Origin of the sequence: Bacillus sp. T3 (assembly GCF_033449965.1) — a bacterium.
Taxonomy (GTDB): domain Bacteria; phylum Bacillota; class Bacilli; order Bacillales; family Cytobacillaceae; genus Bacillus_BU.
This window is the reverse complement of sequence record NZ_CP137761.1, coordinates 1,340,369-1,365,960: the sequence shown is the minus strand read 5'-3', so window position 1 is coordinate 1,365,960 and position 25,592 is coordinate 1,340,369. Positions and strand designations below refer to the sequence as shown.

Annotated in this window: 22 protein-coding genes, 4 pseudogenes and 1 other annotated feature; of the genes and pseudogenes, 1 reads left to right on the top strand and 25 read right to left on the bottom strand. The window is 38.7% G+C overall.

Annotated features, from left to right (window positions below; all coding sequences use genetic code 11):
• Positions 1 to 144: 144 nt before the first annotated feature.
• The 16 genes and pseudogenes from RGF10_RS06980 to rpsU all read right to left on the bottom strand — a co-directional run bounded on the left by RGF10_RS06980 (position 145) and on the right by rpsU (position 13,943).
• Positions 145 to 1,527, bottom strand: a complete 1,383-nt coding sequence (locus RGF10_RS06980; RefSeq protein ID WP_318509352.1) for a glycine--tRNA ligase — start codon at positions 1,525 to 1,527, stop codon at positions 145 to 147.
• Positions 1,528 to 1,596: 69 nt separating this feature from the next.
• Positions 1,597 to 1,766, bottom strand: a binding site (T-box leader).
• A gap of 87 nt (positions 1,767 to 1,853) precedes the next feature.
• Positions 1,854 to 2,612 (bottom strand): DNA repair protein RecO, encoded by a 759-nt coding sequence (gene recO, locus RGF10_RS06975; protein ID WP_318508373.1) that lies wholly within the window; start codon positions 2,610 to 2,612, stop codon positions 1,854 to 1,856.
• 32 nt (positions 2,613 to 2,644) lie between these two features.
• A complete protein-coding gene (locus tag RGF10_RS06970; protein WP_318508371.1) occupies positions 2,645 to 2,788 on the bottom strand; it encodes a YqzL family protein in 144 nt (47 codons plus the stop codon).
• A gap of 272 nt (positions 2,789 to 3,060) precedes the next feature.
• The gene (gene era, locus RGF10_RS06965; protein WP_318508370.1) at positions 3,061 to 3,978 is read right to left on the bottom strand and encodes a GTPase Era; all 918 of its coding nucleotides are present in this window, start codon (positions 3,976 to 3,978) and stop codon (positions 3,061 to 3,063) included.
• Positions 3,971 to 4,378 (bottom strand): cytidine deaminase, encoded by a 408-nt coding sequence (locus tag RGF10_RS06960; RefSeq protein WP_412176686.1) that lies wholly within the window; start codon positions 4,376 to 4,378, stop codon positions 3,971 to 3,973. Before RGF10_RS06960 ends, era begins: the two co-directional genes overlap by 8 nt.
• 225 nt (positions 4,379 to 4,603) lie before the next feature.
• Entirely contained in the window at positions 4,604 to 4,987 is a 384-nt protein-coding gene (locus RGF10_RS06955; RefSeq protein WP_318508367.1) for a diacylglycerol kinase family protein, read from the bottom strand.
• On the bottom strand, positions 4,965 to 5,435 hold the full coding sequence (gene ybeY, locus RGF10_RS06950) for an rRNA maturation RNase YbeY (protein ID WP_318508365.1): 471 nt from the start codon (positions 5,433 to 5,435) through the stop codon (positions 4,965 to 4,967). The genes RGF10_RS06955 and ybeY overlap by 23 nt, the downstream gene beginning before the upstream one ends.
• Positions 5,432 to 7,587: pseudogene (locus RGF10_RS06945) on the bottom strand (HD family phosphohydrolase). Before RGF10_RS06945 ends, ybeY begins: the two are co-directional and overlap by 4 nt.
• Positions 7,588 to 7,719: 132 nt before the next feature.
• Complete coding sequence (locus RGF10_RS06940; protein ID WP_318508363.1) at positions 7,720 to 8,691, bottom strand: PhoH family protein; 972 nt, start codon at positions 8,689 to 8,691, stop codon at positions 7,720 to 7,722.
• Positions 8,688 to 9,882, bottom strand: a pseudogene (yqfD, locus tag RGF10_RS06935) (sporulation protein YqfD). Before yqfD ends, RGF10_RS06940 begins: the two are co-directional and overlap by 4 nt.
• A gap of 15 nt (positions 9,883 to 9,897) precedes the next feature.
• Positions 9,898 to 10,182, bottom strand: a complete 285-nt coding sequence (gene yqfC / locus RGF10_RS06930) for a sporulation protein YqfC (RefSeq protein ID WP_318508362.1) — start codon at positions 10,180 to 10,182, stop codon at positions 9,898 to 9,900.
• A 67-nt stretch (positions 10,183 to 10,249) separates the two neighbouring features.
• Positions 10,250 to 10,738 (bottom strand): hypothetical protein, encoded by a 489-nt coding sequence (locus tag RGF10_RS06925; RefSeq protein ID WP_318508360.1) that lies wholly within the window; start codon positions 10,736 to 10,738, stop codon positions 10,250 to 10,252.
• Positions 10,739 to 10,773: 35 nt separating this feature from the next.
• A pseudogene (floA, locus tag RGF10_RS06920) lies at positions 10,774 to 11,770 on the bottom strand (flotillin-like protein FloA).
• 65 nt (positions 11,771 to 11,835) lie between these two features.
• On the bottom strand, positions 11,836 to 13,140 hold the full coding sequence (locus RGF10_RS06915; protein WP_318508358.1) for an NfeD family protein: 1,305 nt from the start codon (positions 13,138 to 13,140) through the stop codon (positions 11,836 to 11,838).
• A gap of 171 nt (positions 13,141 to 13,311) precedes the next feature.
• Positions 13,312 to 13,755, bottom strand: coding sequence for a GatB/YqeY domain-containing protein (locus tag RGF10_RS06910; RefSeq protein WP_318508356.1), 444 nt, complete (start codon positions 13,753 to 13,755; stop codon positions 13,312 to 13,314).
• Positions 13,756 to 13,769: 14 nt separating this feature from the next.
• Positions 13,770 to 13,943, bottom strand: a complete 174-nt coding sequence (gene rpsU / locus RGF10_RS06905; RefSeq protein WP_015595024.1) for a 30S ribosomal protein S21 — start codon at positions 13,941 to 13,943, stop codon at positions 13,770 to 13,772.
• Positions 13,944 to 14,183: 240 nt separating this feature from the next.
• On the opposite strand from rpsU, the gene RGF10_RS06900 reads away from it, so the two are divergent.
• On the top strand, positions 14,184 to 15,110 hold the full coding sequence (locus RGF10_RS06900; RefSeq protein ID WP_318508354.1) for a Na/Pi symporter: 927 nt from the start codon (positions 14,184 to 14,186) through the stop codon (positions 15,108 to 15,110).
• Between the two features lie 39 nt (positions 15,111 to 15,149).
• On the opposite strand, the pseudogene deoC reads toward RGF10_RS06900, so the two are convergent.
• The 9 genes and pseudogenes from deoC to hemW form a co-directional block, all read right to left on the bottom strand.
• A pseudogene (gene deoC, locus RGF10_RS06895) lies at positions 15,150 to 15,822 on the bottom strand (deoxyribose-phosphate aldolase).
• A 403-nt stretch (positions 15,823 to 16,225) separates the two neighbouring features.
• On the bottom strand, positions 16,226 to 17,581 hold the full coding sequence (gene mtaB / locus RGF10_RS06890; RefSeq protein ID WP_318508352.1) for a tRNA (N(6)-L-threonylcarbamoyladenosine(37)-C(2))-methylthiotransferase MtaB: 1,356 nt from the start codon (positions 17,579 to 17,581) through the stop codon (positions 16,226 to 16,228).
• 5 nt (positions 17,582 to 17,586) lie between these two features.
• Complete coding sequence (locus RGF10_RS06885; protein ID WP_318508350.1) at positions 17,587 to 18,336, bottom strand: 16S rRNA (uracil(1498)-N(3))-methyltransferase; 750 nt, start codon at positions 18,334 to 18,336, stop codon at positions 17,587 to 17,589.
• A 100-nt stretch (positions 18,337 to 18,436) separates the two neighbouring features.
• Positions 18,437 to 19,375 carry a 50S ribosomal protein L11 methyltransferase gene (gene prmA / locus RGF10_RS06880; protein ID WP_318508348.1) on the bottom strand — a complete coding sequence of 313 codons (939 nt, stop codon included), beginning with the start codon at positions 19,373 to 19,375 and terminating at the stop codon, positions 18,437 to 18,439.
• A gap of 25 nt (positions 19,376 to 19,400) precedes the next feature.
• Complete coding sequence (gene dnaJ / locus RGF10_RS06875; RefSeq protein ID WP_318508346.1) at positions 19,401 to 20,531, bottom strand: molecular chaperone DnaJ; 1,131 nt, start codon at positions 20,529 to 20,531, stop codon at positions 19,401 to 19,403.
• A gap of 156 nt (positions 20,532 to 20,687) precedes the next feature.
• The gene (gene dnaK / locus RGF10_RS06870) at positions 20,688 to 22,511 is read right to left on the bottom strand and encodes a molecular chaperone DnaK (protein ID WP_318508344.1); all 1,824 of its coding nucleotides are present in this window, start codon (positions 22,509 to 22,511) and stop codon (positions 20,688 to 20,690) included.
• Positions 22,512 to 22,561: 50 nt separating this feature from the next.
• Positions 22,562 to 23,164, bottom strand: coding sequence for a nucleotide exchange factor GrpE (gene grpE / locus RGF10_RS06865; protein ID WP_318508342.1), 603 nt, complete (start codon positions 23,162 to 23,164; stop codon positions 22,562 to 22,564).
• A gap of 92 nt (positions 23,165 to 23,256) precedes the next feature.
• Positions 23,257 to 24,288: a heat-inducible transcriptional repressor HrcA gene (gene hrcA, locus RGF10_RS06860; RefSeq protein WP_318508341.1), complete on the bottom strand. Its 1,032-nt coding sequence runs from the start codon at positions 24,286 to 24,288 to the stop codon at positions 23,257 to 23,259.
• 85 nt (positions 24,289 to 24,373) lie between these two features.
• Positions 24,374 to 25,516, bottom strand: coding sequence for a radical SAM family heme chaperone HemW (hemW, locus tag RGF10_RS06855; protein ID WP_318508339.1), 1,143 nt, complete (start codon positions 25,514 to 25,516; stop codon positions 24,374 to 24,376).
• Positions 25,517 to 25,592 lie beyond the last annotated feature (76 nt).

Here is a 25,592-nt window from a genome sequence, read left to right as displayed (position 1 = left end):
AAAAAGGGAAAATCGAAAAATTATAAGAACAGTTAACAAACCTTTACATTCAAAAGGAATTTATATCCAAACCTTAACAAAAAATGAAAAAAGTGCGGAACGACAACTCCGCACTTTTCACATTATAAAAATTTGAATTAGTAATTAAAAAGCAACTTTGCTTTGAATAAATTCCACTAATTCCGCAATTGGAATTCGAGTTTGCTCCATTGTATCACGATCACGGACGGTTACCATATTATCTTCCTTCGAGTCAAAATCGTATGTGATACAGAAAGGAGTACCAATTTCATCGTGACGACGATAACGTTTTCCGATTGAACCAGACTCATCATAATCCACTAAGAAGTGCTGAGCTAATTGGTCATATACAACTCTTGCATCATCTGATAATTTCTTTGACAACGGCAATATCGCCGCTTTAAATGGTGCCAGCGCAGGATGTAGATGCATAACTGTTCTCGACGTTCCATCCTCTAATTGCTCCTCATCATAAGCATCAATTAAGAAGGCAAGTGTCACACGATCAGCACCTAATGATGGTTCGATACAATATGGGATAAACTTTTCATTTGTATCTTGATCAAGATAATGGAAATCTTCACCTGAAAAGTCCATATGCTGTTTTAAATCATAATCCGTTCTTGAAGCTACACCCCAAAGTTCACCCCAGCCAAACGGAAATTTATACTCAAAATCCGTTGTAGCATTACTATAGTGTGACAGTTCATCTTCATTATGGTCACGTAGACGAAGCTTTTCTGGGTTAATTCCTAAAGTGAGCAACCATTGTTCAGCATACTGCTTCCAATAATCGAACCACTTAAGCTCTTCACCAGGCTTACAGAAAAATTCTAATTCCATTTGTTCAAATTCTCTTGTTCTGAAGGTGAAATTACCTGGAGTAATTTCATTTCGGAAGCTTTTACCAATTTGTGCGATCCCAAACGGTAATTTCTTACGCATCGTCCGTTGAACGTTTTTAAAGTTCACAAAAATCCCTTGCGCTGTTTCAGGACGTAGGAAAATCTCATTCGCACTAGATTCAGTTACACCTTGGAAAGTCTTAAACATAAGATTAAATTGACGGATACCAGTAAACTCTTTGCTACCGCAATCAGGACAAGCAATATTGTGTTCAGCTATAAGTTCTTCCATTTTTTCAAACGGGAGGCCATCAACAATCAATTCAATACCTTTTTCGTCTAATGCATTTTCAATTAATTTATCAGCACGATGTCTTGCTTTACACTTTTTACAGTCTATCATCGGGTCATTGAAGTTTCCAATGTGACCAGATGCTTCCCAAGTTCTTGGATTCATTAAGATGGCTGCATCAAGACCAACATTGTAGCTTGATTGATGAACAAATTTCTTCCACCATGCTTGTTTAATATTATTCTTTAGCTCTACTCCAAGTGGGCCGTAGTCCCAAGTGTTTGCTAAGCCTCCATAAATTTCTGATCCTGGAAAGATAAAACCTCTGTGTTTTGCATGAGAAACAACTTGTTCCATACTAACGCTCATCATTCATACTTCCTTTCTAAATCTCAATATTTTGGCAAATAAAAAACTCCCGTCTCTATGCACGATTGGCATAGGGACGAGAGTTACCCGCGGTTCCACCCTAATTGCTGCAATGGCAGCCTACTCAATAAAAATGTTGCTCCAGAACGCCTTCCTTAACGCTTAATATCTAGCTCCCACCACCCTAGACTCGCTTTTATTAAAGGAAATTAAGTACTACTCTCCTTCACGGCAACTATTAAATTTAATTTAGATGTTAATCGAAAGAATATGTATTGTCAAGCAACAAATGCAAACGCGACTCTTACAAGCCCGAAAAGCACAAGTCAAGTTAACATATCTCTCATTTTATCCATTTGATTTAGGAATTTTTTTGTTTTTAGATGTAAACCTGAATATTCATCATAATATGCGGAAATAACTTTCTTTAGCTGCGCTTTTGTTTCCGGCTTTACATCAATATTTCCTAGCCTTGCTAAATCAAAGTAATAAAAAATCCTCAGCAGCTTTACAGTCGATGGAGAAATTTTAATCGCATAAGGATCCTGGACGACGCATTGATGGCAAATAAACCCTCCCTCTCTGACGGAAAAAGAAAATTGACCATTTGTGTTTCCACAAACTGCGCACTGATTTAAACAAGGATGTAAACCGAAAAGATCTAACATTTTCATTTCATAGATGTTAGTTAGCACCTCTAAGTCATAACCTTCATTGATTAAAGTTAAAGTTTGATTTAGCAATTCAAATAGAAAAGGATTAGGTTTATTTTCATCGGCCGTTGCTTTGTCAGTTAAATCAACAATATAGCTTGCATAGGCAGTTAAAAAAATATCTTCGCGAATGGAGCGTAAAGAAGAAATCATTTCACCTTGCTGGAGACTTCCTAATCCACTTCCTCTTTGGATTAAGAAGTATCCATATGTAAAAAGCTGGGTGATAGCAGAAAGTCTGCTATTTGGTTTTTTTGCCCCTCTTGCCATCACGCCGACTTTTCCCCATTCACGAGTATATAGAGTAACAACTTTATTGGTTTCACCATAATCCGTTGTTCTAATGACGATGCCTTCACATTTTTGAAGCATGTATGGTCACCATCCATTGCAACGACATAAACCTATGAAATGGGAAAATCAAATTCTGCTAGCTCGTCATCCTGATCTCCAGGTATTTCTTGGTTTTCCTTCTCAAGTTCCTTGAAAAGAAGATATGTGTCAATATTACCTGTGCTCGAAAATAATTTCCAGGTAAAATCCAACATCGAAAACCCCACCTTTCAAATTTTAAACTAGCACTCCTTACTCCCAGTTCCTTTACAATTATCATAGCCTGTCATCTGAAAATCATGATACGAAAAAATTGTAAATCGGTACAATGCATAAATTTTGTTCGTTGCTAATAATTTAATTAGAGCGAAAAGCGGAAGCGGCTTGCTCAGGGGCGCAAGGCTAGGCGAGACCTGCAGGAAATCCTGATTTCCGGAAGGGATTGACTTAGAGCTGAGAGCCCCTAGCCGCTGGAGCTAGACATTGGTTAATATTCATCATCGCGGAAACCATAGTCGCGAAGCTGTCCTAGTTTGTTACGCCAATCCTTTTGGACTTTAACCCAAAGTTCAAGGTATACCTTTGATCCTAAAAGATTTTCGATATCACGACGAGCACGCTTACCAATTTCCTTCAGCATTTTCCCTTGTTTTCCAATAATAATTCCTTTTTGGGAATCACGCTCAACAATAATCGTTGCCATCACATGGATGAGATCTTTGTTTTCTGGACGATCAAGTTTTTCCATTACGACCGCCAGTGAATGAGGAACTTCCTCATGTGTTAAATGCAATGCTTTTTCCCTAATTAATTCCGTAATAATAAATCGTTCTGGGTGATCGGTAACCTGATCGGCCGGATAATATTGAGGTCCTTCTGGTACATAGCGTTTAATTTGTTCTAGAACTCGTTCAATATTGTTTCCAGCTAATGCAGAAATTGGAATGATTTCAGCAAATTGAAACTTTTCATTGTACGATTGGATCACTTCTAAAAGCTTGTCAGGATGGATTAAATCGATTTTGTTAATGACAAGAAAAATCGGTGTTTTGACCCCCTGAAATTTCTCTAAAATAAATTCCTCACCACGACCAAAGCCTTCCTCGGCATTCACCATGAAAAGAATTAAATCAACTTCTTTTAATGTGTTAATCGCCACTTTCATCATAAAGTCGCCTAGTTTATGTTTCGGCTTATGAATACCAGGCGTATCAATGAAAATTAACTGGGAATCATCACTTGTCAATACGCCTTGAACTTTGTTTCTCGTTGTTTGAGGCTTATCGCTCATGATCGCAATTTTTTGACCGATCACATGATTTAAGAATGTTGATTTTCCCACATTAGGTCTGCCGATAATGGAAACAAACCCTGATTTGAATACTTTCGTTTCTTCTCTACTCATTTAAATCCTCCGATGAAAAAGCTCCTGGAAGCAAGTCTTCTACTGTAATCTCTTGGACGAGCCCTTTTAAATTTGTTAGAACAACCTTCATATCCTTAGGGCATAGCTCTGAAATGACTTGACGGCAAGCCCCACACGGAGAGACAGGTCGTTCAGTATCAGCTATCACAACGAGCTTTGCAAATTCTGTATCCCCTTCTGAGTATGCTTTAAAAAGTGCCGTTCGCTCTGCGCAATTCGTTACGCTGTATGCAGCGTTTTCAATATTGCACCCGTGGTAAACTTTCCCATCGACAGTAATTAGAGCCGCTCCTACTTTAAATTTAGAATATGGAACATAGGCTTTCTCTCTTGCTACCTTTGCTTCTTCAATTAATTGTTTTTGATCCACACAAACCATCTTCCTTTCATTAAGAAGATCGCTGTTTTATTATTTTAACTTATTTGTGCGATCTTTTCATCGCCTGTTGCAAAATTTCCGCTAAAAATATTGAATTTTCTAAATATTTTCCTGTTTTATTTTATGCAACAGTACGCTCTGTTATTTTATCTAAATTCACAAGCGTTTTCAAATCGGACTGAACAGAAGGACAAAATAAAAAGAGACTAATACTTTGATTAGCCTCTAAAAAATGAGCCTCCATATTTTGGGGCCAAAAATCACAACCCCCATAATGACTGCAATAATCGCAAACACTAACACCGCACCTGCAGCTGTGTCTTTCGCTTGTTTTGCGAGTGGATGTTCATCCTCCGTGACAAGATCAACGACACGTTCAATCGCGGTATTAACTAGTTCAAGTGTTATAACTCCAGCAATTGCAACGAGAACGAAAAGCCATTCTATTTTTGATAGAGAGAATAAGAACCCAAGAATTACCACAATTAGGGTGATAGTCAAATGAATCTTAAGGTTCCTTTCTAATCTCGCCGCATAGCCTATCCCTTGAAGTGCATAAGAAAAGGACTTCACAACCTTTTTAGCTTTAGCGCTCCAATCCATACTCATCTAGAATTTCCTTTTGTTTTGCGAACATAACTTTCTCTAATTCTTCTGTTACATGATCATAGCCTAATAAATGCAAGAAACCATGCACAGCCAAAAACCCAAGTTCTCGATGGAAGGAATGACCGTACTCCTTTGCCTGCTCTTCTGTTCTTTGTACTGAGATAATTATATCCCCTAATATACGGGGCATATCTAAACCAGATAGCTCGATTTCCCCTTCTCCTAATTCTTCCATTGCAAATGAAATAACATCAGTTGGTTGATCCTTGCCGCGATACTCGCGATTTATTTTTTGAATTTTATCGTTCGATACAAAGGTAACCGAGACCTCGCTCCCAGGCTCAACTTCTTCATGTTTGGCGGCTAAATTTAACAATTCAATGACAGTAGTAATATCCTGTTCCTTCAATTGATTTGATTCATCAATAAAATCAATATTTAAACTCATGCTTGACTCACCTTCTGCTTCATAGTTTCTGGATATTCAATTCTAGAATGGAAAATCCCTTTTAGTGTCTCTAGTAAAGTGTTTGACACAATTTCTAGTTCCTTTAATGTCAGGTCACAATCACAGAACTGATCATCTTGTAACCTTTCAGCAATGATTTTCCGTACAACTGACTCTATTTGTTCATGGGTTGGATGTCCCATTGAACGGACTGCAGCCTCAACACTATCCGCAATCCCAATCACAGCCGATTCTTTCGTTTTTGCTTTCGGTCCGGGATAGCGATAATCACATTCATTTACCTCTAATCCATCCTGCTTTGCTTTATGGTAAAAAAATTTCAATAGAGTCGTTCCATGGTGTTGCTCAGCAATGTCAATAATTTCTTTAGGCATTTTGTGCTTCCTAAGCATTTCCGCACCATCAATTGCATGGGCAATAATAATATTCTTACTAGTTTGCGGCGGAATTCTGTCATGTGGATTTTGGATGTTCATTTGATTTTCGATAAAAAATTGTGGACGCTTCGTTTTTCCAATATCGTGATAATAGCAGCCTACTCTTGCCAACAACCCATTGGCTCCGATTGCCTCACAAGCAGTTTCCGCGAGATTTGCCACCATAACACTATGATGGTAGGTACCAGGTGCCTCCGTTAATATTTTCTTAAGCAGCGGATGATTAGGATTAGACAATTCGATTAATTTCAATGTTGATAAAATCCCAAATCCTGCTTCAAAAAATGGCATTAGTCCAATCGTCAATACAGCTGACCCTATTCCCGATAATAAAGCACCAATAAAGTAATACCCATACTCCATTCCGGAATACTGACCATTTCTTAAAAAGAGTAATGAAAAAATAACGATCATATTAACACCTGCAACTAACAATCCTGCCTGCAGAATTTTTGAACGATTATTTTGATTGCTTAAAAACAGGATACTCGCCATACCACTAAGCAACATATAAATCATTACCGTAACCTGCATAGTTGCCGTAATTCCCTCATTAAAAATAATCCCACCACAAATTGAGATAATAAGAGAAAATGCAAGTGCCAATTTTTCATGGGTTAACAACTTAATGAGCATGACTCCCATAGCCACTGGAAATATATAAGCAATCTCCGAATAGTTTAACTGCAGAAACAAGCTTAATATTTTCATGGAAGCAACTGAAATGACTAAAATAATTGATACGATTAACAAGTACATATGCTTCATATCATGAGTAACATCTAAATAGTGAAGAAAGAAATACAATCCACCGAGTAAAATTAAAATTAGAAGACCTTCACCAATAAACGGCTTTACTGAGTTCTCATTTTCTAAAATTCCTGCGAGCTCCAATTGGCGATAGATATCCCGGCTTATTAGTTGACCCTCTTCTACCAAAATTTGTCCTTCAAGAATTCGTACCGGTTCTATACTTTCTCTAGCCTGTTGCCGCATCTCCTCGGTTGCATTCGGATCATAAAATTCATTTTGAATAATGGCATAACGTCCTAGTTCGATCGCTGCATTTTTTAAAGTACTATTTAAGCTCGTATACTTTAATTCTTCTTCCACGCGCTTCTTGGCATTCTCAACATCGTCTTGAGGTATTCGTGAACTCATCACATAATTGATTGCCGTAACCGTTAAATCTCTAGCAATCGATAATTCATCCGGAGAAGCCTCTAAAAGAGCGATAAATACTTGATCTGAAAGCTCTTTTGGTTCATTTTCCGTTAATTTCTCCTTCAATTTTGCTAGTTGGTCATCCATTGATGGTTCGGCGGTATCTTTATTTTCTTCTTTTGCTTGACCTTCAGAAATATCATCCTTAACTTCCTTAACAGAATCAAAGATTGATGTAATAAGATCAACTCGATTTTGAGTATATTCCTTTTTTAAGATATAGACATCTTGAACAAGATTCAATGCTTCCTTGCGTTTTCTCTCTGTACTTTCTTTATCTTCAACCGTAATCGGGGAACGTATCGTCTGATCTGCAACTGAAAAAGAGTAAGATCAAGCTTTTCAGGCTTAACATTACTATACATAGCAGTAAAGAGGATGACCCCTAATATTAAAAACAGGAGAATTTGAAATAAGGTTTCACCGAGAAAATTTTTTATTTTCGCAATATGAAGCTGAATTTTTTCCAAAGTTAATCCCTCCTATCATGGCACAGCCAGATAGCCTTAATTATGTTATGTAACATAATATCAGTTTTCGATTAAAGTTTCATCTTAATTTCCAAAAAGTTCGTTAAGCTAAAAAGCCGACGCCATAAGGGGTCAGCTTTTTTGATTTTCAGTTTGATCATATGCAGTGATTATTTTAGCGACTAATGGATGCCGAACTACATCAGACGATTCGAGATAGACAAACGCCATTCCTTTTATATTTTTCAAAATCGTTTCCGCTTCTGTTAAACCGGATTTAACCCCTTTAGGCAGGTCAACCTGTGTTCGGTCACCTGTAATGACCATCTTTGAGCCAAATCCTAGACGAGTCAAAAACATTTTCATTTGAGCGTGCGTCGTATTTTGGGCTTCATCTAATATAACAAAGGCATCATCCAATGTTCTGCCTCGCATATAGGCTAAAGGAGCAATTTCTATCGTTCCTCGTTCGATTTGCCTTATCGTATGCTCCATCCCAAGTACATCATGCAAAGCATCATAGAGAGGTCGTAAATAAGGATCGACTTTTTCCTTTAAATCTCCAGGTAAAAAGCCTAGACTTTCCCCTGCTTCCACTGCAGGTCGAGTGAGTATAATTCGTTTGACCTGACCATTTTTTAAAGCATTCACTGCCATGACCACAGCCAAGTAGGTTTTCCCCGTACCAGCAGGGCCGATCCCAAATACCAAATCATTTTGTTTAATGGCTGATACGTAATGACGTTGACCAAATGTCTTTACTCGAATCGATTTACCCTTTGCAGTCTTGCCGATTTCTTCTTCATATAATTCACCAAAATAATCGATTGTACCTTTTTTAGCCAACTTAACGGCATAGCTAACATCTCTTTGACTAATAGCAATTCCTTTTTTAATTACTTCAAGTAATTTGTCAATCACTTTTCCTGCATATTCAAGCTGCACTGGATGACCTGTGATGATCAATGATTCACCACGAGTGGTAATCATGACTTGAAGCTCTTGCTCAATGATCTTTAAGTTGCTATCCGCATTCCCAAACAAGGTAACCGCTTCATCTTGATTATTTATGATTACATCAATTGTTTTTCGCTCTTCTGTCATTCGTCGTCTCCTTGAATTATTGGTTGTCCCTCAGCAATATTCTCTATAATTTGGAAGTGTATTGATAATGTAACTTTACCATTCTCTACAGCTTGATGTAAAACATTTTCCCCTTTAATCTTAGCATCTTCAGTTAGTTTACTTTTTATATCTTTTCGTGCAATATCCTTTGCTACCTCAATCGCTTCTTCATTAGAATAAATCCGCGTGACGGTTTCTTTTTCTTTTAAGGATGTCGAAATAAAGGAAACAGGAAGTTCCCATTTAAGAAATTTAATTTTATGCTCAGTTTCATCCGTTTCATAGTGTTTAAATTTTGGTTTTCCAAAGCCCCAAACAGGGATATCTATCTGACCCACTTTGATGGAGTATTTCCTTTTTTCATTTCCATTAAACACCTGGAAGGTGCTTTTAATTGGAAGCTCTACGTTCGATTTAAACCAAGTTTCCCCCAACACTTCACCCTTTGCTGAGACAATCTCTGTTTGTCCTCCTTCTTTACCGATAATTCCGGAAACTAGTAACTGTCCTGCTTGAACATGTTGATGGAGTTCGACCTGTTTTTGCCCTTTTTCAACATATATTTTTGTAATGACAGCTTCTTTTTTAGCAATAAGATGGCGGGGCCCAAATTCCTCAGGTTTTTCTGGCTCTTTTTTTCGACAACCTGGAGATGAAAGGTTGTCCCTCTCAATTCCACACCCACCCATGTAATCACCTGAATGGTATTCGTTAAATTCCTTTGAATGGATTCAACATCCTCTACAAAAAATTGAAGCTTTCCTGGCTTTATTCCCATTTTATCTAATTGTTTATGAATTTGATGTTCCGTAGCAGGGTCTGCACCATTCACTTCTACTCGCCAAACCATGTTTGACAAGACTAAGATAACAAATAGAAAGAGGAAGGCCCCGACCAATAGACCGCTGTTCCTTAATGCTTGTCTTAGAAGAAATGGGAACCCCATCCTATTCTGAAAGGAAATTTTGCACTCACTTCCTCTTGCAACGATGCGCATTTTCTTTATATCAGTCAATTTCATGTTAAAAATAACGTGGTCCGCACCATACCTTTTAACATTCCAGACAGATATTCCACTTTTAATTAGTTGATTAATGAATCTTTCAATACCCCTGCCAGCTACTTTAACGGATACGATACCTGAAAAAACTCGATCCATTGGTTCTTCATAGCTCTCCTCCTGAATCATTCGTTTAGAAAAATGACTTGATCTATTTTACCTTCAAGCAAAATCTCCTCGGGTAAAATCGTCCTAATGACAAATGCCTTACCCTTCACAAGAAGCTGCCCTTGTTTTAATAACAAACGAATCTCCCGATCTGAAAACGCTAATAAGCCGCGGTGGTTCTCAATATAGATGTGAATTTGTCCAACCATAGTGATTCGGGGCAAATCCATCATGACATCCTGAGGAAGCTCCATGTTTTTAGTAACCCAGTTACGAACAAGCTGGCCCCATTTTTTTGCCATAAAAAAGAACCCCCTTTCATTTCATCCTATGAATGAAAAGGGGGTTCTAGCACATATTTTTGTTTCTCTACACCTTTCTGCCAGCCCGATGTGGTCGTTTTGCTCGTGGTGGACCAAGCACTTCAGACCAAATTAATCCATCTAGTAGTCTTTCCTGATTGATGGTGAATGACTTCTTGTTATTAAGTTCTAATTCATTTAATTGATTGACAGTCGATGCTGAGACTCTATTGATTGGCTCTTGATTAAAATGGCTGTTTTGTTGATTTGTATTTTTGGCATCGCTATATAAATCTTCAAGCTTTACTGGTGGTTCGATATCCTTCCGCTGTTGCCTATTCGGAATTTGACTACCTTGGGCTCTTACCGGTTTATGCGATTTAACAGGTCCTCTCATTGGATTGTTTTGTCCAACCGTTGTAGCAGGCTTCTGTTTCGGTATCGCACCTTTCCTCTTATTATCATCGGAATTAGTGCCTTTGATCTGCTTATAAAAGGATGATAAAATACCGATTAAGATCACCAAAATGAAAGGATTATCTAACAGAAATTTCATCAGTTATCCTCCTATTCAATTTGCTGTTTTGCGATTTAATCATTTCTATCAGTAGGCTTGCGTTCACCGCTCATTTTTCCAATCGAGTCTCTCATGTCTGTATCTGCATTAATATTTTGGAAGTTGAAATAATCCATTACACCAATATTGCCTTCTCGAAGTGCCTCGGCCATAGCTAATGGAACCGTCGCTTCAGCCTCCACTACCTTCGCACGCATTTCTTGAACCTTTGCCTTCATTTCCTGTTCTTGTGCTACTGCCATAGCCCGACGTTCCTCTGCTTTTGCTTGGGCGATTTTTTTATCAGCCTCAGCTTGTTCGGTTTGCAATTCAGCCCCAATGTTTTTACCGATATCTACATCCGCAATATCAATCGAAAGAATCTCAAAGGCCGTACCTGCATCTAACCCTTTTGAAAGAACGGTTTGAGAAATCATATCGGGATTCTCTAAAACCTTCTTATGGTTACTACTTGAGCCGATTGTAGAAACAATACCCTCACCAACACGAGCTACTACTGTTTCTTCCCCAGCACCACCTACAAGGCGCTCAATATTCGCTCGAACTGTAATCCGTGCTTTAGCCTTTACTTCAATTCCATCCATCGCTACCCCAGCAATGAATGGAGTTTCAATTACCTTTGGATTAACACTCATTTGCACAGCTTCTAACACGTCACGGCCTGCTAAATCAATTGCAGCACATCTTTCAAAGCTTAATTCAATATTGGCACGGTGCGCCGCAATGAGTGCGTTTACGACACGATCCACATTCCCACCCGCTAAATAATGACTTTCAAGTTGATTGGTCGTTACATTAAGCCCAGCTTTATGGGCCTTGATCAATGGATTTATTACCCTACTTGGAATAACCCGACGAAGTCTCATCCCGATCAACGTAAAAATACTGACTCTTACTCCAGCGGCAAGTGCAGAAACCCAGAGCATTACCTGGAACAAATGTAAACAAAATACCTAACAATATTAGTCCTAGGACAACTGCAATAATGATAAAAGCAGTACCAGCGGCCATATTTATTCCTCCTATAAAACAATGTTATATTTCTTTATTGAACAAACTTAAATCCTTTAAATAGGTTATTTGCTTCTAACTACAATTCGTACACCTTCAACCTTGATGACTATAACTGATCGATCCTTTGGAATAAATTCCCCTTCACTTACAACATCAAGACGCTCATTTTCAATCAGCATTGTACCCGCTGGTCTAAGAGGTGTTAACGTGATTCCCTCTAGTCCTAAAAGCTCTGTCCGATTACGATTTGAAACATACCCACTCTCAGTATTTGTGGAATCGGTTAAGATAATTTTTTTAAACAGGCTCATTTTTTTACCAAACACCCTTATCATAATAATGGATCCAATAATAGATACGCCAATCGCGATGAGGATCGAAATCCCCATATGAACTACATCGTCTGTTGCCAAAAACAAGCTCCCCAATATCGAAATTCCCCCTATCGCTCCAACAATTCCCCCAGGGAGAAAAATTTCAAGAATCACAAGGGCGATTCCGACAACAAATAAAACAAGTGTTTCAAAGCCCGCTAAACCGGCAACTAAATGTCCGTAAAAAAATAATAATAAAGAGGATAATCCCATAAATCCTGCAACACCAAATCCAGGAGAAAATAATTCAAGCACTAAACCTAAACTTCCAATCGTTAATAAAATGGGGACAACTACGGGATTTGTTAGAAATCTTGCAATCTTTTCAGCAAAGCTTTCATCAAGATTACGAATCTCGGCATTTTCAAACCCAAGTTTTGTTAATAATGCATCTAAATCCTTTACCGTACCTTCAGAATAACCAACTTCAACTGCTTGTTCTGAAGTTAAAGTTAATAATTTGCCTTTACCTGCCCCATACTCTGGAAGGTCAACATATTCATCTGCCATAGCTTGGGCATAAATGGGATTTCGGCCTGCTTGGTTTGCGGCGGATTTCATCGCAGCAATCCAGTATGACTCAGCTTTCTTACCTGCCGTATTCCCTTCACTATCAATAATTGCTGCTGATCCAATCGTAGCGCCTGGAACCATGTAGATTTCATCGGTATTTAATGAAATATATGCACCAGCCGATAATGCTTGTTTATTAATAAAAGAAATCGTTTTTACACTTGTTGTAGTTAGAATTCTCCCAATTTCACTTGCTGCATCCACTGCACCCCCTGGAGTATTCACCACAAAAATAATTGCCTCAGCATGATCCTTCTCCGCTGTGGAAACCGCTCTTTTTAAGAAGGCAGATAATCCTTTTTCAACGGTAGCTTCAATTGGTACTATATATACAATTTTTTGATTACTTGAGGCTGATTCTGGTAATGAAAGAATACTAAAAGCAAATAAGAGCATGATTGCATAAATCCATTTCCGCATGTATCTTCCCCCCTTTCAAAACCTTCATATTAGTATGTACGTTATAACAAGGGAATAGTTTCAACTTCTCGTGAATTGATGGTTAATTATTCTATTATTGGATAGAGCAAATCATTCTTTAGGAATACGAAAAACCGCAGAGATTACTCTCTGCGGTCATTGATGTTTTAATTATGAAAGGTGTTGTTGAACAAGTTTATTTACGAGTGTTCCGTCTGCCTTACCCTTTACCTTCGGCATAACTGCAGACATTACTTTTCCCATCTCAGCTTTTGATGTTGCACCTACTTCTGAAATTGCTTGTTTTACAATCTCAGCCACTTCTTCTTCAGATAGCTGTTTCGGCATGTACACCTCGACAAATGTCAATTCTGTACGCAATTTTTCAACCAGATCTTCACGACCGGCTTTTTCAAATTCGTTGAGGGAGTCCTTACGTTGTTTCATTTCGCGAGAAAGGACGGTTAGCTCTTGATCTTCGGATAACTCATTACCAAGCTTGATCGCTTCATTTTGCAATGAAGACTTGATCATCCGAATCACGGAGAGTTTGTCTTTTTCCTTATTCTTCATCGCTTGCTTCATATCATTATTTAAACGCTCAAGAAGACTCATGAATACACCCTCTTTTAGAACTTACGTTTTCTTGCAGCTTCAGACTTCTTTTTACGCTTTACACTAGGCTTTTCGTAGAATTCGCGCTTTCTAGCTTCTTGTATAGTACCTGATTTAGATACAGTACGTTTAAAGCGACGAAGAGCATCTTCAAGCGATTCGTTTTTACGAACGACGGTTTTAGACATTCTCTTTCCCTCCCTCCGAACACAACACACTAACATCGAGGACATGGAGACCATGTACTTTGACAATTATAATATAATGAAGATATAAGGTCAACTCAATTTGAGCTTGTTCCTATGATTCGTGAAAAATTGTTCTTTTTCGACGATTATTTTGTGTAACATATTCAATTAATATTCATCAAGCGTATGTCTATTTGAGAACCCGTAAGCATATATAAGAGCAATGGGGAGTGAATGGACATGTTATCAATTTTACTTTTTATATCGCTCATTACGGTTTTTATTATGGGAATGACGATCTTAAGAACCGGGCTATTTAAACTTTCCGGAGAAACCTTTAAAAGAATGCTCGAACGAGTTACAAGCTCACCATTAAAAGCAATGTTTACAAGTATATTTGTGACTGCTATTCTCCATAGCAGCTCAGCGGTCATGGTCATCACAATCGGATTAATCTCAGCTGGCATGCTATCTTTTCCTAAATCAATCGGAATTATTTTGGGAACTAATATCGGGACGACCTTTACAACAGAATTTATCACATTTAACATCAATCAATATTTAGTTCCGATGGCGATTATTGGTGCCCTTCTGATGCTCTTCACCCATGTTAAAATCAGAAGTTCCGGGTCCATCCTATTCGGAATGTCTGCCGTATTTATTGCCATTCAAGGATTCGAGTATTTGGCAACTCCTTTGACTGAATTATCATCGGTCGAATCGATTTTAGCCATGTTAAATAATAGTCATGTATTAAGCGTGTTTTTCGGAATGATTGTTACCGCATTAATTCAATCGAGTACGGCAATGACCGGGATAACAATGGGTTTTTTATCTGGTGATGTCCTAAAGCTCGATTCAGGAATTGCCATTATGCTTGGTTCGAATATTGGAACATGTATTACTGCATTTATAGCAGCGATTGGCTCAGGGCAAGAATCAAAATTATGTGCCTATGCTCATATATGGTTAAACGTCGCAGGTGTTTTGCTATTCATTCCCTTCATTGATTGGCTCGCTTCTCTAGCTCCAATAGCAGCAGAAAGCCCTGACATTCAGTTAGCCCACTCCAGTTTACTGTTTAATGTCATAACGTCCCTCATTGTCCTTCCATTTGCTGAGCCGTTTGGAAGATGGATTCAATTTGTTCATGGAAAAAAGGCATAAAAAAAGAGACTATAAAAGTAAAATAGTCTCTTTTTGATCTTAATAATCAGATGTACTTGATAACCCGTTTACGATAGCAACGCCAGAGCTTGCGCCAATTCGCGTTGCTCCTGCTTCAATTAGGCTCTTCGCATCATTAGCACTTCTCACGCCGCCAGATGCTTTTACGCCAATTTCCAGGACCTACTGTTTTGCGCATTAGAGCAATGTCTTCCACTGTTGCCCCACCAGTTGAGAAACCAGTTGAGGTTTTAACAAAATTTGCCCCAGCTTTAACGGCTAATTGACATGCGCGTACCTTTTCTTCATTTGACAAAAGACTTGTCTCAATAATAACTTTTGTCAAAGCTTTTCCTTGTGCTGCATCAACTACAGCACGAATATCTTGTTCTACTAATGAATCGTTTCCATCTTTTAAGGCCCCAATATTGATGACCATGTCAACCTCTGTTGCGCCATTTTCAATCGCATTTTTTGTTTCGAATGCTTTTGTTTCAGTGGTATTTGCCCCTAGCGGGAAACCAATAACCGTACACACTTTAACAGTGCTACCGTTCAGTAATTGACTTGCGTATTTTACCCAAGTAGGATTTACACATACTGAAGCAAAAGAATACTCCTTCGCTTCCTTACATAGCACCTCAATTTGTTCCTTTTTCGCATCGGCTTTTAATAAAGTATGATCAATCATTGCTGCAACATTTTGTGGCATACGTTTATTCTCCTTTCAGAGTGCTGGATAGTTGTCCGTACCTCTTACATGATAACATTCGATGTTCGAAATTTCGAGAAGAATTGTTGTTTTTCTGATTGCTCTGTTTAGTTTTAAGAGAAAGAGCACCGTTTATACTCTATAATAAGGAGTTTGGGTAAGATAAGCCGGGCTATCGTTACTTCTTGCTCGATTTTTCATTGTGCTCGGGCACGATAAGCCTTCTACTGTTACCTTTCACTCGTTTTTTCGGGGCGCTCGGGCACGATAAACCTTCTATCGTTACCTTTCACTCAATTTTTCGGGGCACTCGAGCACGATATAACTCCTTTCAAACAATACGTAATAAATCCTACGTACTACTCAAAAAAACTGCCGAGCCTCATGCTCGACAGTTTTTTGTTTATATAGCTGTTTCTTCTTCAGCAAAAACGTCATCGGTTAAAACTCGAATGAACTCACCTTCGTTGTATGGATAACCAGCCTTTGTTATTTTGACTTTAACAATTTTTCCGATCATCGCTTCTGTTCCAGCGAAAACAATCTTTAGATAGTTATCAGTGTAGCCTACATAAAGTGGTTGATCATGATCATCCTGAAATCTTTCTTCAGGAATAACCTCTAATACTTCACCATCAAATTGGGATGCATACTCTTTTGCCAATTGATCGGATAAAGAAATGAGACGATGGACGCGCTCATTTTTTACTTCCTCATCAACTTGATCTTCCATCCTGGCTGCAGGTGTACCAGTTCGCTTAGAATATGGGAATACGTGAAGCTCGGAAAACTGATATTTTTTAATAAAATTATATGTTTCCATATATTCTTCTTCTGTTTCACCAGGGAATCCGACAATCACATCGCTCGTTACAGCAAGACCTGGAAGCACCTCTTTTAAACGGTCCAAACGTTCTGCAAAGAATTCCATCGTATACTTGCGACGCATTCTTTTTAAAACCGTATCTGAACCAGATTGAAGTGGAATATGAAGATGTCGGACAATAATATTAGAGTGCTTGATTGCATCGATCACTTCGTCAGTTATTTGGCTTGCCTCAATCGAAGAGATACGAAGACGCTTCAGTCCACGTACTTCTTTTTCGAGATCCTGAAGTAGCATCGCCAAATTATAATCTTTCATATCTTCACCATAGCCACCTGTATGAATTCCCGTTAGAACAATTTCTTTATAACCAGCATCAACAAGCTGTTGTGCCTGACGAATGACCTCTTTTGGATCACGGGAACGCATTAAACCACGAGCCCAAGGAATGATACAGAAGGTACAAAAATTGTTACAACCTTCTTGAATTTTTAAAGAAGCCCGGGTACGATCAGTAAAGGCCGGTACATCTAATTCCTCATAGACACGGCTTTTCATGATGTTTTTTACACCGTTGATAGGCTGTCGTTCTTGTTTATATTGCTCGATGTATTCAAGCATTTTTACACGGTCTTGTGTCCCAACCACTACATCTACACCAGGAATGGCTAAAATTTCGGCTGGTGAGGTTTGGGCATAACAACCCGTTACACAAATAACCGCATCTGGATTTTTACGAACAGCACGCCTAATCACCTGACGGCTTTTTTTATCGCCCGTATTCGTGACAGTACATGTGTTGATTATATATACATCTGAAGTTGATTCAAATTCAACTCGATCGTAACCTTGCTCTTTAAATAATTGCCAGATTGCTTCTGTCTCATAATGGTTAACTTTACAGCCTAGTGTATGAAACGCAACTGTCGGCATAATGATCACCTCAATAATTCTAAATGATAAGACACTGCTGATAATAAATAAAGCGGTGCTGTTTCTGTTCTTAAGATTCGTGGTCCTAGGCCACACGCTATAAAGCCATGCTCTTTCAAAATAGCGATTTCTTTCGTATCTAAGCCGCCTTCAGGTCCAAATACGACCAATAACGACTGTCCTAATCTGAGTTCATGTAGTGTTTTGGCCAAAACTGCACCTTCACCAAGTTTTGCTTCCTCTTCATAGGCGATTAACTTTACATCATAATCATCGGCCTTCTGAAGCAATGTTTTTAAGTCAAGCGGAGAGATAACATTAGGGACCATATTTCGATAGGATTGTTCCGCTGCCTCTTTCGCAATCTTTTGCCAACGATCTACCTTTTTTTCAGCTTTTTTGTCATCCCATTTGACAATCGAGCGAGCTGCAAGAAAAGGGACAAACTCAGTAGCACCCAACTCCGTGCCTTTTTGAATAATCCATTCCAGCTTATCCCCTTTTGGCAATCCGCTCGCAATGGAAACTTTAATAGGAAGCTCGGTTGACCCTTCTTCCCATTTTACAACTTTCGCGACTACTTTTTCATCGGTAATTTCTTCAATTATACATTCCGCACTTTTTCCGTCGTTTGTGACGCAAACAATTTGATCGCTGGCTTTCATTCTCATTACCCGGGTAATATGATGAAAATCCTCACCTTGTATCAAATAACGATCGTTTTCAGATCCGGCATTAACAAAATATCGCTGCATTCCCATTCACCTTCTTTTAACATAGTAATTAAAGAGCAAAAAGAAACTCGCCAGTGGCGAGCCTTTGAACGCTAATTAAGATAGCTGAGAGAGGAAATTGTTAATTTTTCTTTGCAATAAACGCAACCCAATCTTCCATGACAAGTGTCTCTTGAATCGTAAAGCCAACACTCTCAATTGCTTCTCTTACCTGTTGCTTCTTCTGTCCAATTATGCCCGAAGCAATAAAGTATCCGTCTGGTTTTACCACTTTTGCAACATCATCAGTAAATCTTAAAATTACTTCAGCTAAAATATTGGCTACAACAATATCAGCAGGTCCTTCAATACCGTCTAATAAATTGTTTTGGGCCACCGTTACATTCTCATGTACTTTATTAAGCTTAATATTCAGGATAGCCGAGTGAACAGCTACTTCATCTAAATCGAGGGCAGTTACTTTTTGTGCACCTAACATGGCCGCAGCGATACTCAATACTCCAGTACCCGTACCAACATCGATACAATTGTCCCCAGCCTTCACCGTTCGCTCGAGTGCCTGTACACACATAACGGTAGTTGGATGGGTGCCTGTGCCAAATGCCATTCCTGGATCCAATTCTATAATTAATTCATCACTTGAGACAGGAGTATAGTCTTCCCAAGTCGGAACAATTGTAAACCGTTCTGAAATTTTTACGGGATTATAGTATTTTTTCCAGGCAGTTGCCCATTCTTCTTCATTTACTTCACTGATCGTGACATTGTTTTTTCCAATGTCTATATTAAATAATATTAAATTATTGATGGCATCTTTAATTTCCTCAACTGTTTCTCCGAGGAAACTATTGATAGGAATATATGCTTTAACGATAACTCCCTCTTCAGGATAATCATCAGGATTGAGTTGGTATATTTCACCGAAGCGATCCACCCTTTCCTTACTTAACTCAAAAGGGTCCTCAATTACGACGCCACTAGCGCCAGCCTCGTGTAAAATATTTGAGATTGGTTCAATCGCTTCATTTGTTGTATGAATGCTGATTTCTGACCATTTCATCTCTACCAACTCCATTTTCTATTGATTATTCACCTTTAAAGGCGCGTTTTACTTTTGAAAAGAAACTATCTTCATGTCCGCCGTTTGGAACCTTGCCGCTCACTTCAGCAAATTCACGGAGTAATTGCTTTTGTTTATCAGATAACTTTGTAGGAGTAATGACACGGATAATGACATGCTGATCACCGATTCCATACCCTCTTACGTTTGGTACCCCTTTACCCTTCAGTCTAAACTTCGTACCTGTTTGGGTACCTGCAGGAACCTTTAATTTAACTTTTCCATGCAAAGTTGGAATTTCCACATCGTCACCTAGGGCTGCCTGACTAAATGTGATTGGCATTTCACAATAGATATCTTCCCCATCACGTTCAAAGAATTCATGGTCTCTGACATGGAAAACTACGTATAGATCGCCTGGAGGTCCACCATTTATTCCAGCTTCTCCTTGACCAGTAACGCGTAGCTGTTGACCATCATCTATACCTGCAGGAATTTTCACATGAATTTTCCGACGTTTTTTCACTTTCCCTTGACCGCCGCAGGTTGAGCACTTATGCTTAATTTCTTTGCCTGTCCCATTACAATGATGGCAGGTTCGACGATTTACGATTCGACCAAATGGTGTATTTTGCTCAACATTAAGTTGACCGCTACCATGACAATGTGGACATGTCTCCGGTTTTGTTCCTGGTTTTGCACCGGAACCGTGGCACGTTTCACATTCTTCTTCTCGTGGAATTTGAATGTCGGTTTCTTTACCAAATACAGCCTCTTCAAAGGTTAATGTCATCGTGTATTGTAAATCTGCCCCTTGTCTTGGTGCGTTTGGATCACGACGTCTGCCGCCACCTCCGCCACCAAAGAAGGTGTTAAAGATATCTTCAAAGCCACCGAAGCCGCCGCCAAAATCTCCTCCACCACCAAAGCCCTGGTTTGGATCTGTGTGGCCAAATTGGTCATAGTGAGCTCGTTTTTGATCATCACTTAATACTTCATAAGCTTCTTTTACTTCTTTAAACTGCTCAGCCGCATCTTCCGCTTTATTAATATCTGGGTGATATTGTTTAGAAAGCTTCCGATATGCTTTTTTTATTTCATCCTTCGTAGCACTTTTACCGACCCCAAGGACTTCATAGTAATCCCGTTTACTCATACTTACCCTCCCGAATCCATTCACATAAAGGTTATTGTATCATTGTAATCTTGTGAAAATCAACTAGAAATACCTACCCCTAAATGGACAATTCCATCATAATGAAAAAGCCAAAGTCATGAACGACCTGACTTTGACTTTTTCTAAAAGATGAATTTATTTGTCGTCGTTTACTTCTTCGAACTCTGCATCGACTACGTTGTCATCTTTTGCTTTTCCCTCTTGACCTTGTGCAGCTTGTGCTTGTTTAGCAGCTTCTTCATAGAGTTTCACGCTAAGATTTTGAACGATTTCTTGGAGAGCATCCTTTTTCGTTTTGATTTCTTCCAAGTCATTTTTCTCAATCGCAGCTTTTAAAGCATCTTTTGCTTCGTTAGCTTGAGCTACATCTGCAGCATCAACTTTATCTTCTAATTCTTTAATCGTTTTCTCTGTTTGGAATACAAGTTGGTCTGCTTCGTTACGAAGTTCCACTTCATCCTTACGTTTCTTATCGGCATCAGCATTTTCTTCTGCTTCACGTACCATTTTTTGGATTTCCTCATCAGATAATCCAGTTGAAGATTTAATCGTAATCGTTTGTTCTTTGTTTGTGCCAAGGTCTTTTGCACGAACATTTACGATACCGTTTTTATCAATGTCAAAGCTAACTTCAATTTGTGGAATTCCACGAGGTGCTGGTGGAATATCCGTTAATTGGAAACGACCTAATGTTTTGTTATCTGATGCCATTGGGCGTTCCCCTTGAAGGACGTGGATATCAACCGCTGTTTGGCTATCAGCCGCTGTTGAGAAAACTTGTGATTTTGAAGTTGGAATCGTTGTGTTACGGTCGATTAATTTCGTAAACACGCCACCCATTGTTTCAATACCAAGTGAAAGTGGAGTTACGTCAAGTAATACAACATCCTTAACATCCCCAGAAATAACGCCACCTTGGATTGCTGCACCCATTGCTACTACTTCATCTGGGTTAACACCTTTAGATGGGTCTTTGCCGATTTCCTTTTTGATTGCTTCCACAACCGCAGGAATACGAGTTGAACCACCTACTAGAATAACCTTATCAATTTCAGAAGTAGAAAGACCAGCATCACGCAATGCTTGACGAGTTGGTCCCATTGTTCTTTCAACTAAATGTGCAGAGATTTCATCAAATTTTGCTCTAGTTAAGTTTACTTCAAGATGCAATGGACCTGCTTCTCCAGCTGTGATAAACGGTAAAGAGATTTGTGTAGAAGTAACACCAGACAAATCTTTTTTCGCTTTTTCAGCAGCATCCTTTAAGCGTTGCAATGCCATTTTATCTTTAGATAAATCAATGCCATTCTCTTTTTTAAATTGATCGACTAAATAATCGATGATTACTTGGTCAAAATCATCTCCACCAAGACGATTATCACCAGCCGTTGATTTTACTTCAAATACTCCATCACCTAGTTCAAGGATGGACACGTCAAATGTTCCACCACCAAGGTCAAACACTAGGATCGTTTGATCTTCGTCCGTTTTATCTAAGCCGTAAGCAAGTGCTGCAGCTGTTGGCTCGTTGATAATCCGTTCTACTTCAAGACCTGCAATTTTACCAGCATCCTTAGTCGCTTGACGCTCAGCGTCGTTAAAGTAAGCTGGAACTGTAATAACAGCTTTCGTTACAGGCTCGCCTAGATAATCTTCTGCATAAGATTTTAAATATTGAAGGATAATCGCCGAAATCTCTTGTGGAGTATATTCTTTTCCATCAATAACTTCTTTATGATTGGTTCCCATATGACGTTTGATTGAGATAATTGTATTAGGGTTTGTAATAGCCTGACGCTTTGCAACTTCCCCAACCTGACGCTCACCATTTTTGAAAGCTACTACAGATGGAGCTGTACGGTTTCCTTCTGGATTTGGAATTACTTTTGGCTCGCCGCCTTCTAGTACGGCAACACAAGAGTTTGTAGTTCCTAAGTCAATACCAATGATTTTACTCATGTTTCTTTACCTCCCAAATACTTACTATGTAAGTGCTCATTCTATTAATTTTATTGATTTACTTTTACCATTGATGGACGAATCACTCGATCCTTTAATAAGTAACCTTTTTGAAACTCATCCACTACAATGTTGGATCCGAAATTTTCATCTTCAACCTGCATGACTGCTTGGTGTTTATGGGGATCAAATTCTTGACCCACCGCTTCAATCGGTTCAACACCTTCTTTTTTCAAAGCTTCAACTAAACTTTTATATACCATTTCCATCCCCTGTAGCAATGATTTCGTTTGCTCATTGTCAGCTGTCATGGCAAGTGCTCTCTCAAAATTATCAAGAGCTGGTAATAGATCGGTAACCAAAGATTGTGCTTTATATTTTTCGTTCGCTTCAAGATCAAGTCTTGCGCGACGACGGGAATTATCAAAATCTGCTTGAAGACGAAGATAGCGGTTTTCCGCAGACTCTAATTGCCCTTCTAATTCAGCAATTTTTGCTTTTGCTTCAGCAAGCTCAGGAGCTTCTGATGGTACTTCAGTAGCTTCTGTTGATTCAGTTTCCTCAGTTTCAGCAAAGATTTCTTCCACTGTTTCTTCAGTTTGCTGTTCAGCAACAACTTCCTCTTCTTGTTTTACATTTTGTTCCTGTGTCATTAATTCGTTCACCTCCCTTAAGGTATTCCGGTATAGGATTGACAAAGAAAGGGGATGGAACCGTTGCTCCACCCTAATCAATATTTCCTCTGTCAGTTATTTTGATACAGTTTAGACAAAACCTTAGACAAATCACTTGAAATCACTTGCAATAAACCTATTACCCTTGAATATTCCATCCGAGTCGGACCAAGTATTGCAATAGAGCCTAGTTTTTCTGCTCCAACAGAATAGGTGGCTGTTATTAAGCTGCAGTTTTCCATTGCTTCATTGTTATTTTCCCGGCCAATCTTGACATGAATTCCAACAGGATTTTTTTGAAGAAGGTCATAGATGCTGTCCTCTTGCTCAATCATATTCATCAGGAGTCTAATTTTCTCAAGATCATGAAATTCTGGCTGCCGTAACATATTAGTTTTTCCACCAAAAAACAATTTGTTCGTTGTTGGTAGCTTAAGTGTATCAGCTATCGTATTGATCATTGAATCATAATGATGAATATGTTGTCGCAATAGAGTCGCGACTTCCTTGTATATTTTTTCATTCAAATCAACCATCGGCACATTCACTAATCGGTCATTCAGAATGTTGACTAGCTTTTCAATATCATTGGCATCAAGCGACGAAGGTAAGTGGAACATTCGATTTTCAACATGACCAGTATCAGTAACGATGATCGCGATTGCTGTTTCTTTGTTAAGAGGAACAATTTGGATCTTTTTAAGCCTATTTTCGTTAACTGCCGGACCTAAGACAATCGAAGTATAATTCGTTAAATCGGATAAAATTTTTGCCGATTTTTGAACAATTTTTTCAAGTTCATAAATACGCTCTTCAAAAATCGATCTTACCTGTAGCACATCACCTGTCTCTAGGCTTTGGGGAGATAACAAGTGATCCACGTAATAACGATAGCCTTTTTCAGACGGAATTCTACCTGAAGAAATATGTGTTTTTTCAATAAAACCCATTTCTTCTAAGTCAGCCATCTCATTACGAATTGTCGCAGAGCTGAAAGATATTTCATCTTTTTTTGACAAGCTTCTTGAACCGATTGGTTGTGCAGATCGAATAAAATCATCAACAATTACCTGGAAAATTAACAATTGACGATCTGTTAACAACGGAACATCACCTCTGTTAGCACTCCTTAGTAACGAGTGCTAATTCTAATAATAAATTATCAAATAAGTAGCAGAGTGTCAACGTTTAGATAACCCCAAGAAATGATTGGAAAACTTCATTCCCAAGTAGTTTCCCACGTTTGGTTAATCGAATATGATTCTCCGCCAATTCGATTAGTCCCCGCTCTTTCAATTTGCTTATTTCATCATGAAATAAATCCGTCAGATTACTTTGATATTTTGTCTGAAAATCCGACAAAGAGACGCCAGCTGTTTTCCTTAACCCTAAAAACATTTCCTCCTCGATTGCTTCACTTTTTATTACTTTATGCTTTTCAAGAATGGGAAGCTGGTTGCTTGCGATAGAGTCTAAATATTTCTTCAGTGGTCCGAAATTAGAGTTCCGAAAGCCATTTACATAACTGTGAGCCCCAGCCCCAAATCCATAATACTCTTCATTGTTCCAATAGGTAAGATTGTGCTTACTCTCATACCCAGGTAGTGAAAAATTACTAATTTCATACTGTTTGTATCCCTGTTTGTCCATTTGTTCCATAAGCATTTCATACATTTCAGCTTCGATATCCTCGCCAACTGTCGGAAGCTTTCCTTTTCGAAACAAATTATAAAATACCGTTTTCGGTTCGATTATTAAGGAGTAGCCCGAATAATGAGGAAGTTGTAGCTTGAGAGCCTGATCTAGTGTTTGTTTAAAATCATCAAGTGTTTGCCCTGGCAAGCTGTATATGAGGTCGATACTAATATTTTGAAATCCTGTCTGCTGAGCAAGCTCAATCGATTGGTACACATCCTCAGCCCGATGGACACGGCCAATTTTCTTTAATAATTCATTATTAAAGGTTTGAACGCCAAAGCTGATGCGATTGACCCCTGCATCCTTTAGTATTTGAAATTTCCGCTTCGATAAATCACCAGGATTCGCTTCAAACGTAAATTCCGTTTGTTCATGACTCGGAATGTTTGTTCGAATGATATCACAAAGCCTATCGAGCTGCTGTTCTGTTAAGGCAGTCGGTGTTCCACCACCGACAAAAATTGTGTTGAATTTAGGTGGAGGTGCAGCTTCGGCAAAGGTTAACTGAATTTCCCGTTCCATGGCATCCAAATACTCTTGAACCGGCTGTCCTTTTAAAAAAACTTTATTAAAATCACAATAATGACAAATATGCTCACAAAATGGAATGTGAAAATAGGCGGCATTAATCATACTAGTTGCAACCCCTTCTTAATCATAAGTAAGAAAAAGAGGCTAGCATGGCTTGTCAAGCAAGCATGTCTACCCT

Coding starts and splice junctions, on each gene's coding strand:
- dnaJ (WP_318508346.1), bottom strand. CDS start 20,531: ATGAGTAAACGGGATTACTATGAAGTCCTTGGGGTCGGTAAAAGTGCT.
- era (WP_318508370.1), bottom strand. CDS start 3,978: ATGAGTAGAGAAGAAACGAAAGTATTCAAATCAGGGTTTGTTTCCATT.
- prmA (WP_318508348.1), bottom strand. CDS start 19,375: ATGAAATGGTCAGAAATCAGCATTCATACAACAAATGAAGCGATTGAA.
- RGF10_RS06910 (WP_318508356.1), bottom strand. CDS start 13,755: ATGAGTCTTCTTGAGCGTTTAAATAATGATATGAAGCAAGCGATGAAG.
- RGF10_RS06955 (WP_318508367.1), bottom strand. CDS start 4,987: ATGAGTATGGATTGGAGCGCTAAAGCTAAAAAGGTTGTGAAGTCCTTT.
- RGF10_RS06900 (WP_318508354.1), top strand. CDS start 14,184: ATGTTATCAATTTTACTTTTTATATCGCTCATTACGGTTTTTATTATG.
- yqfC (WP_318508362.1), bottom strand. CDS start 10,182: ATGGCAAAAAAATGGGGCCAGCTTGTTCGTAACTGGGTTACTAAAAAC.
- RGF10_RS06980 (WP_318509352.1), bottom strand. CDS start 1,527: ATGAGCGTTAGTATGGAACAAGTTGTTTCTCATGCAAAACACAGAGGT.
- grpE (WP_318508342.1), bottom strand. CDS start 23,164: ATGACACAGGAACAAAATGTAAAACAAGAAGAGGAAGTTGTTGCTGAA.
- RGF10_RS06960 (WP_412176686.1), bottom strand. CDS start 4,378: ATGGTTTGTGTGGATCAAAAACAATTAATTGAAGAAGCAAAGGTAGCA.
- RGF10_RS06940 (WP_318508363.1), bottom strand. CDS start 8,691: ATGACAGAAGAGCGAAAAACAATTGATGTAATCATAAATAATCAAGAT.
- mtaB (WP_318508352.1), bottom strand. CDS start 17,581: ATGCCGACAGTTGCGTTTCATACACTAGGCTGTAAAGTTAACCATTAT.
- RGF10_RS06970 (WP_318508371.1), bottom strand. CDS start 2,788: ATGTTGGATTTTACCTGGAAATTATTTTCGAGCACAGGTAATATTGAC.
- RGF10_RS06925 (WP_318508360.1), bottom strand. CDS start 10,738: ATGAAATTTCTGTTAGATAATCCTTTCATTTTGGTGATCTTAATCGGT.
- hemW (WP_318508339.1), bottom strand. CDS start 25,516: ATGATTAATGCCGCCTATTTTCACATTCCATTTTGTGAGCATATTTGT.
- RGF10_RS06885 (WP_318508350.1), bottom strand. CDS start 18,336: ATGCAGCGATATTTTGTTAATGCCGGATCTGAAAACGATCGTTATTTG.
- rpsU (WP_015595024.1), bottom strand. CDS start 13,943: ATGTCTAAAACCGTCGTTCGTAAAAACGAATCGCTTGAAGATGCTCTT.
- ybeY (WP_318508365.1), bottom strand. CDS start 5,435: ATGAGTTTAAATATTGATTTTATTGATGAATCAAATCAATTGAAGGAA.
- recO (WP_318508373.1), bottom strand. CDS start 2,612: ATGCTTCAAAAATGTGAAGGCATCGTCATTAGAACAACGGATTATGGT.
- RGF10_RS06915 (WP_318508358.1), bottom strand. CDS start 13,140: ATGCGGAAATGGATTTATGCAATCATGCTCTTATTTGCTTTTAGTATT.
- dnaK (WP_318508344.1), bottom strand. CDS start 22,511: ATGAGTAAAATCATTGGTATTGACTTAGGAACTACAAACTCTTGTGTT.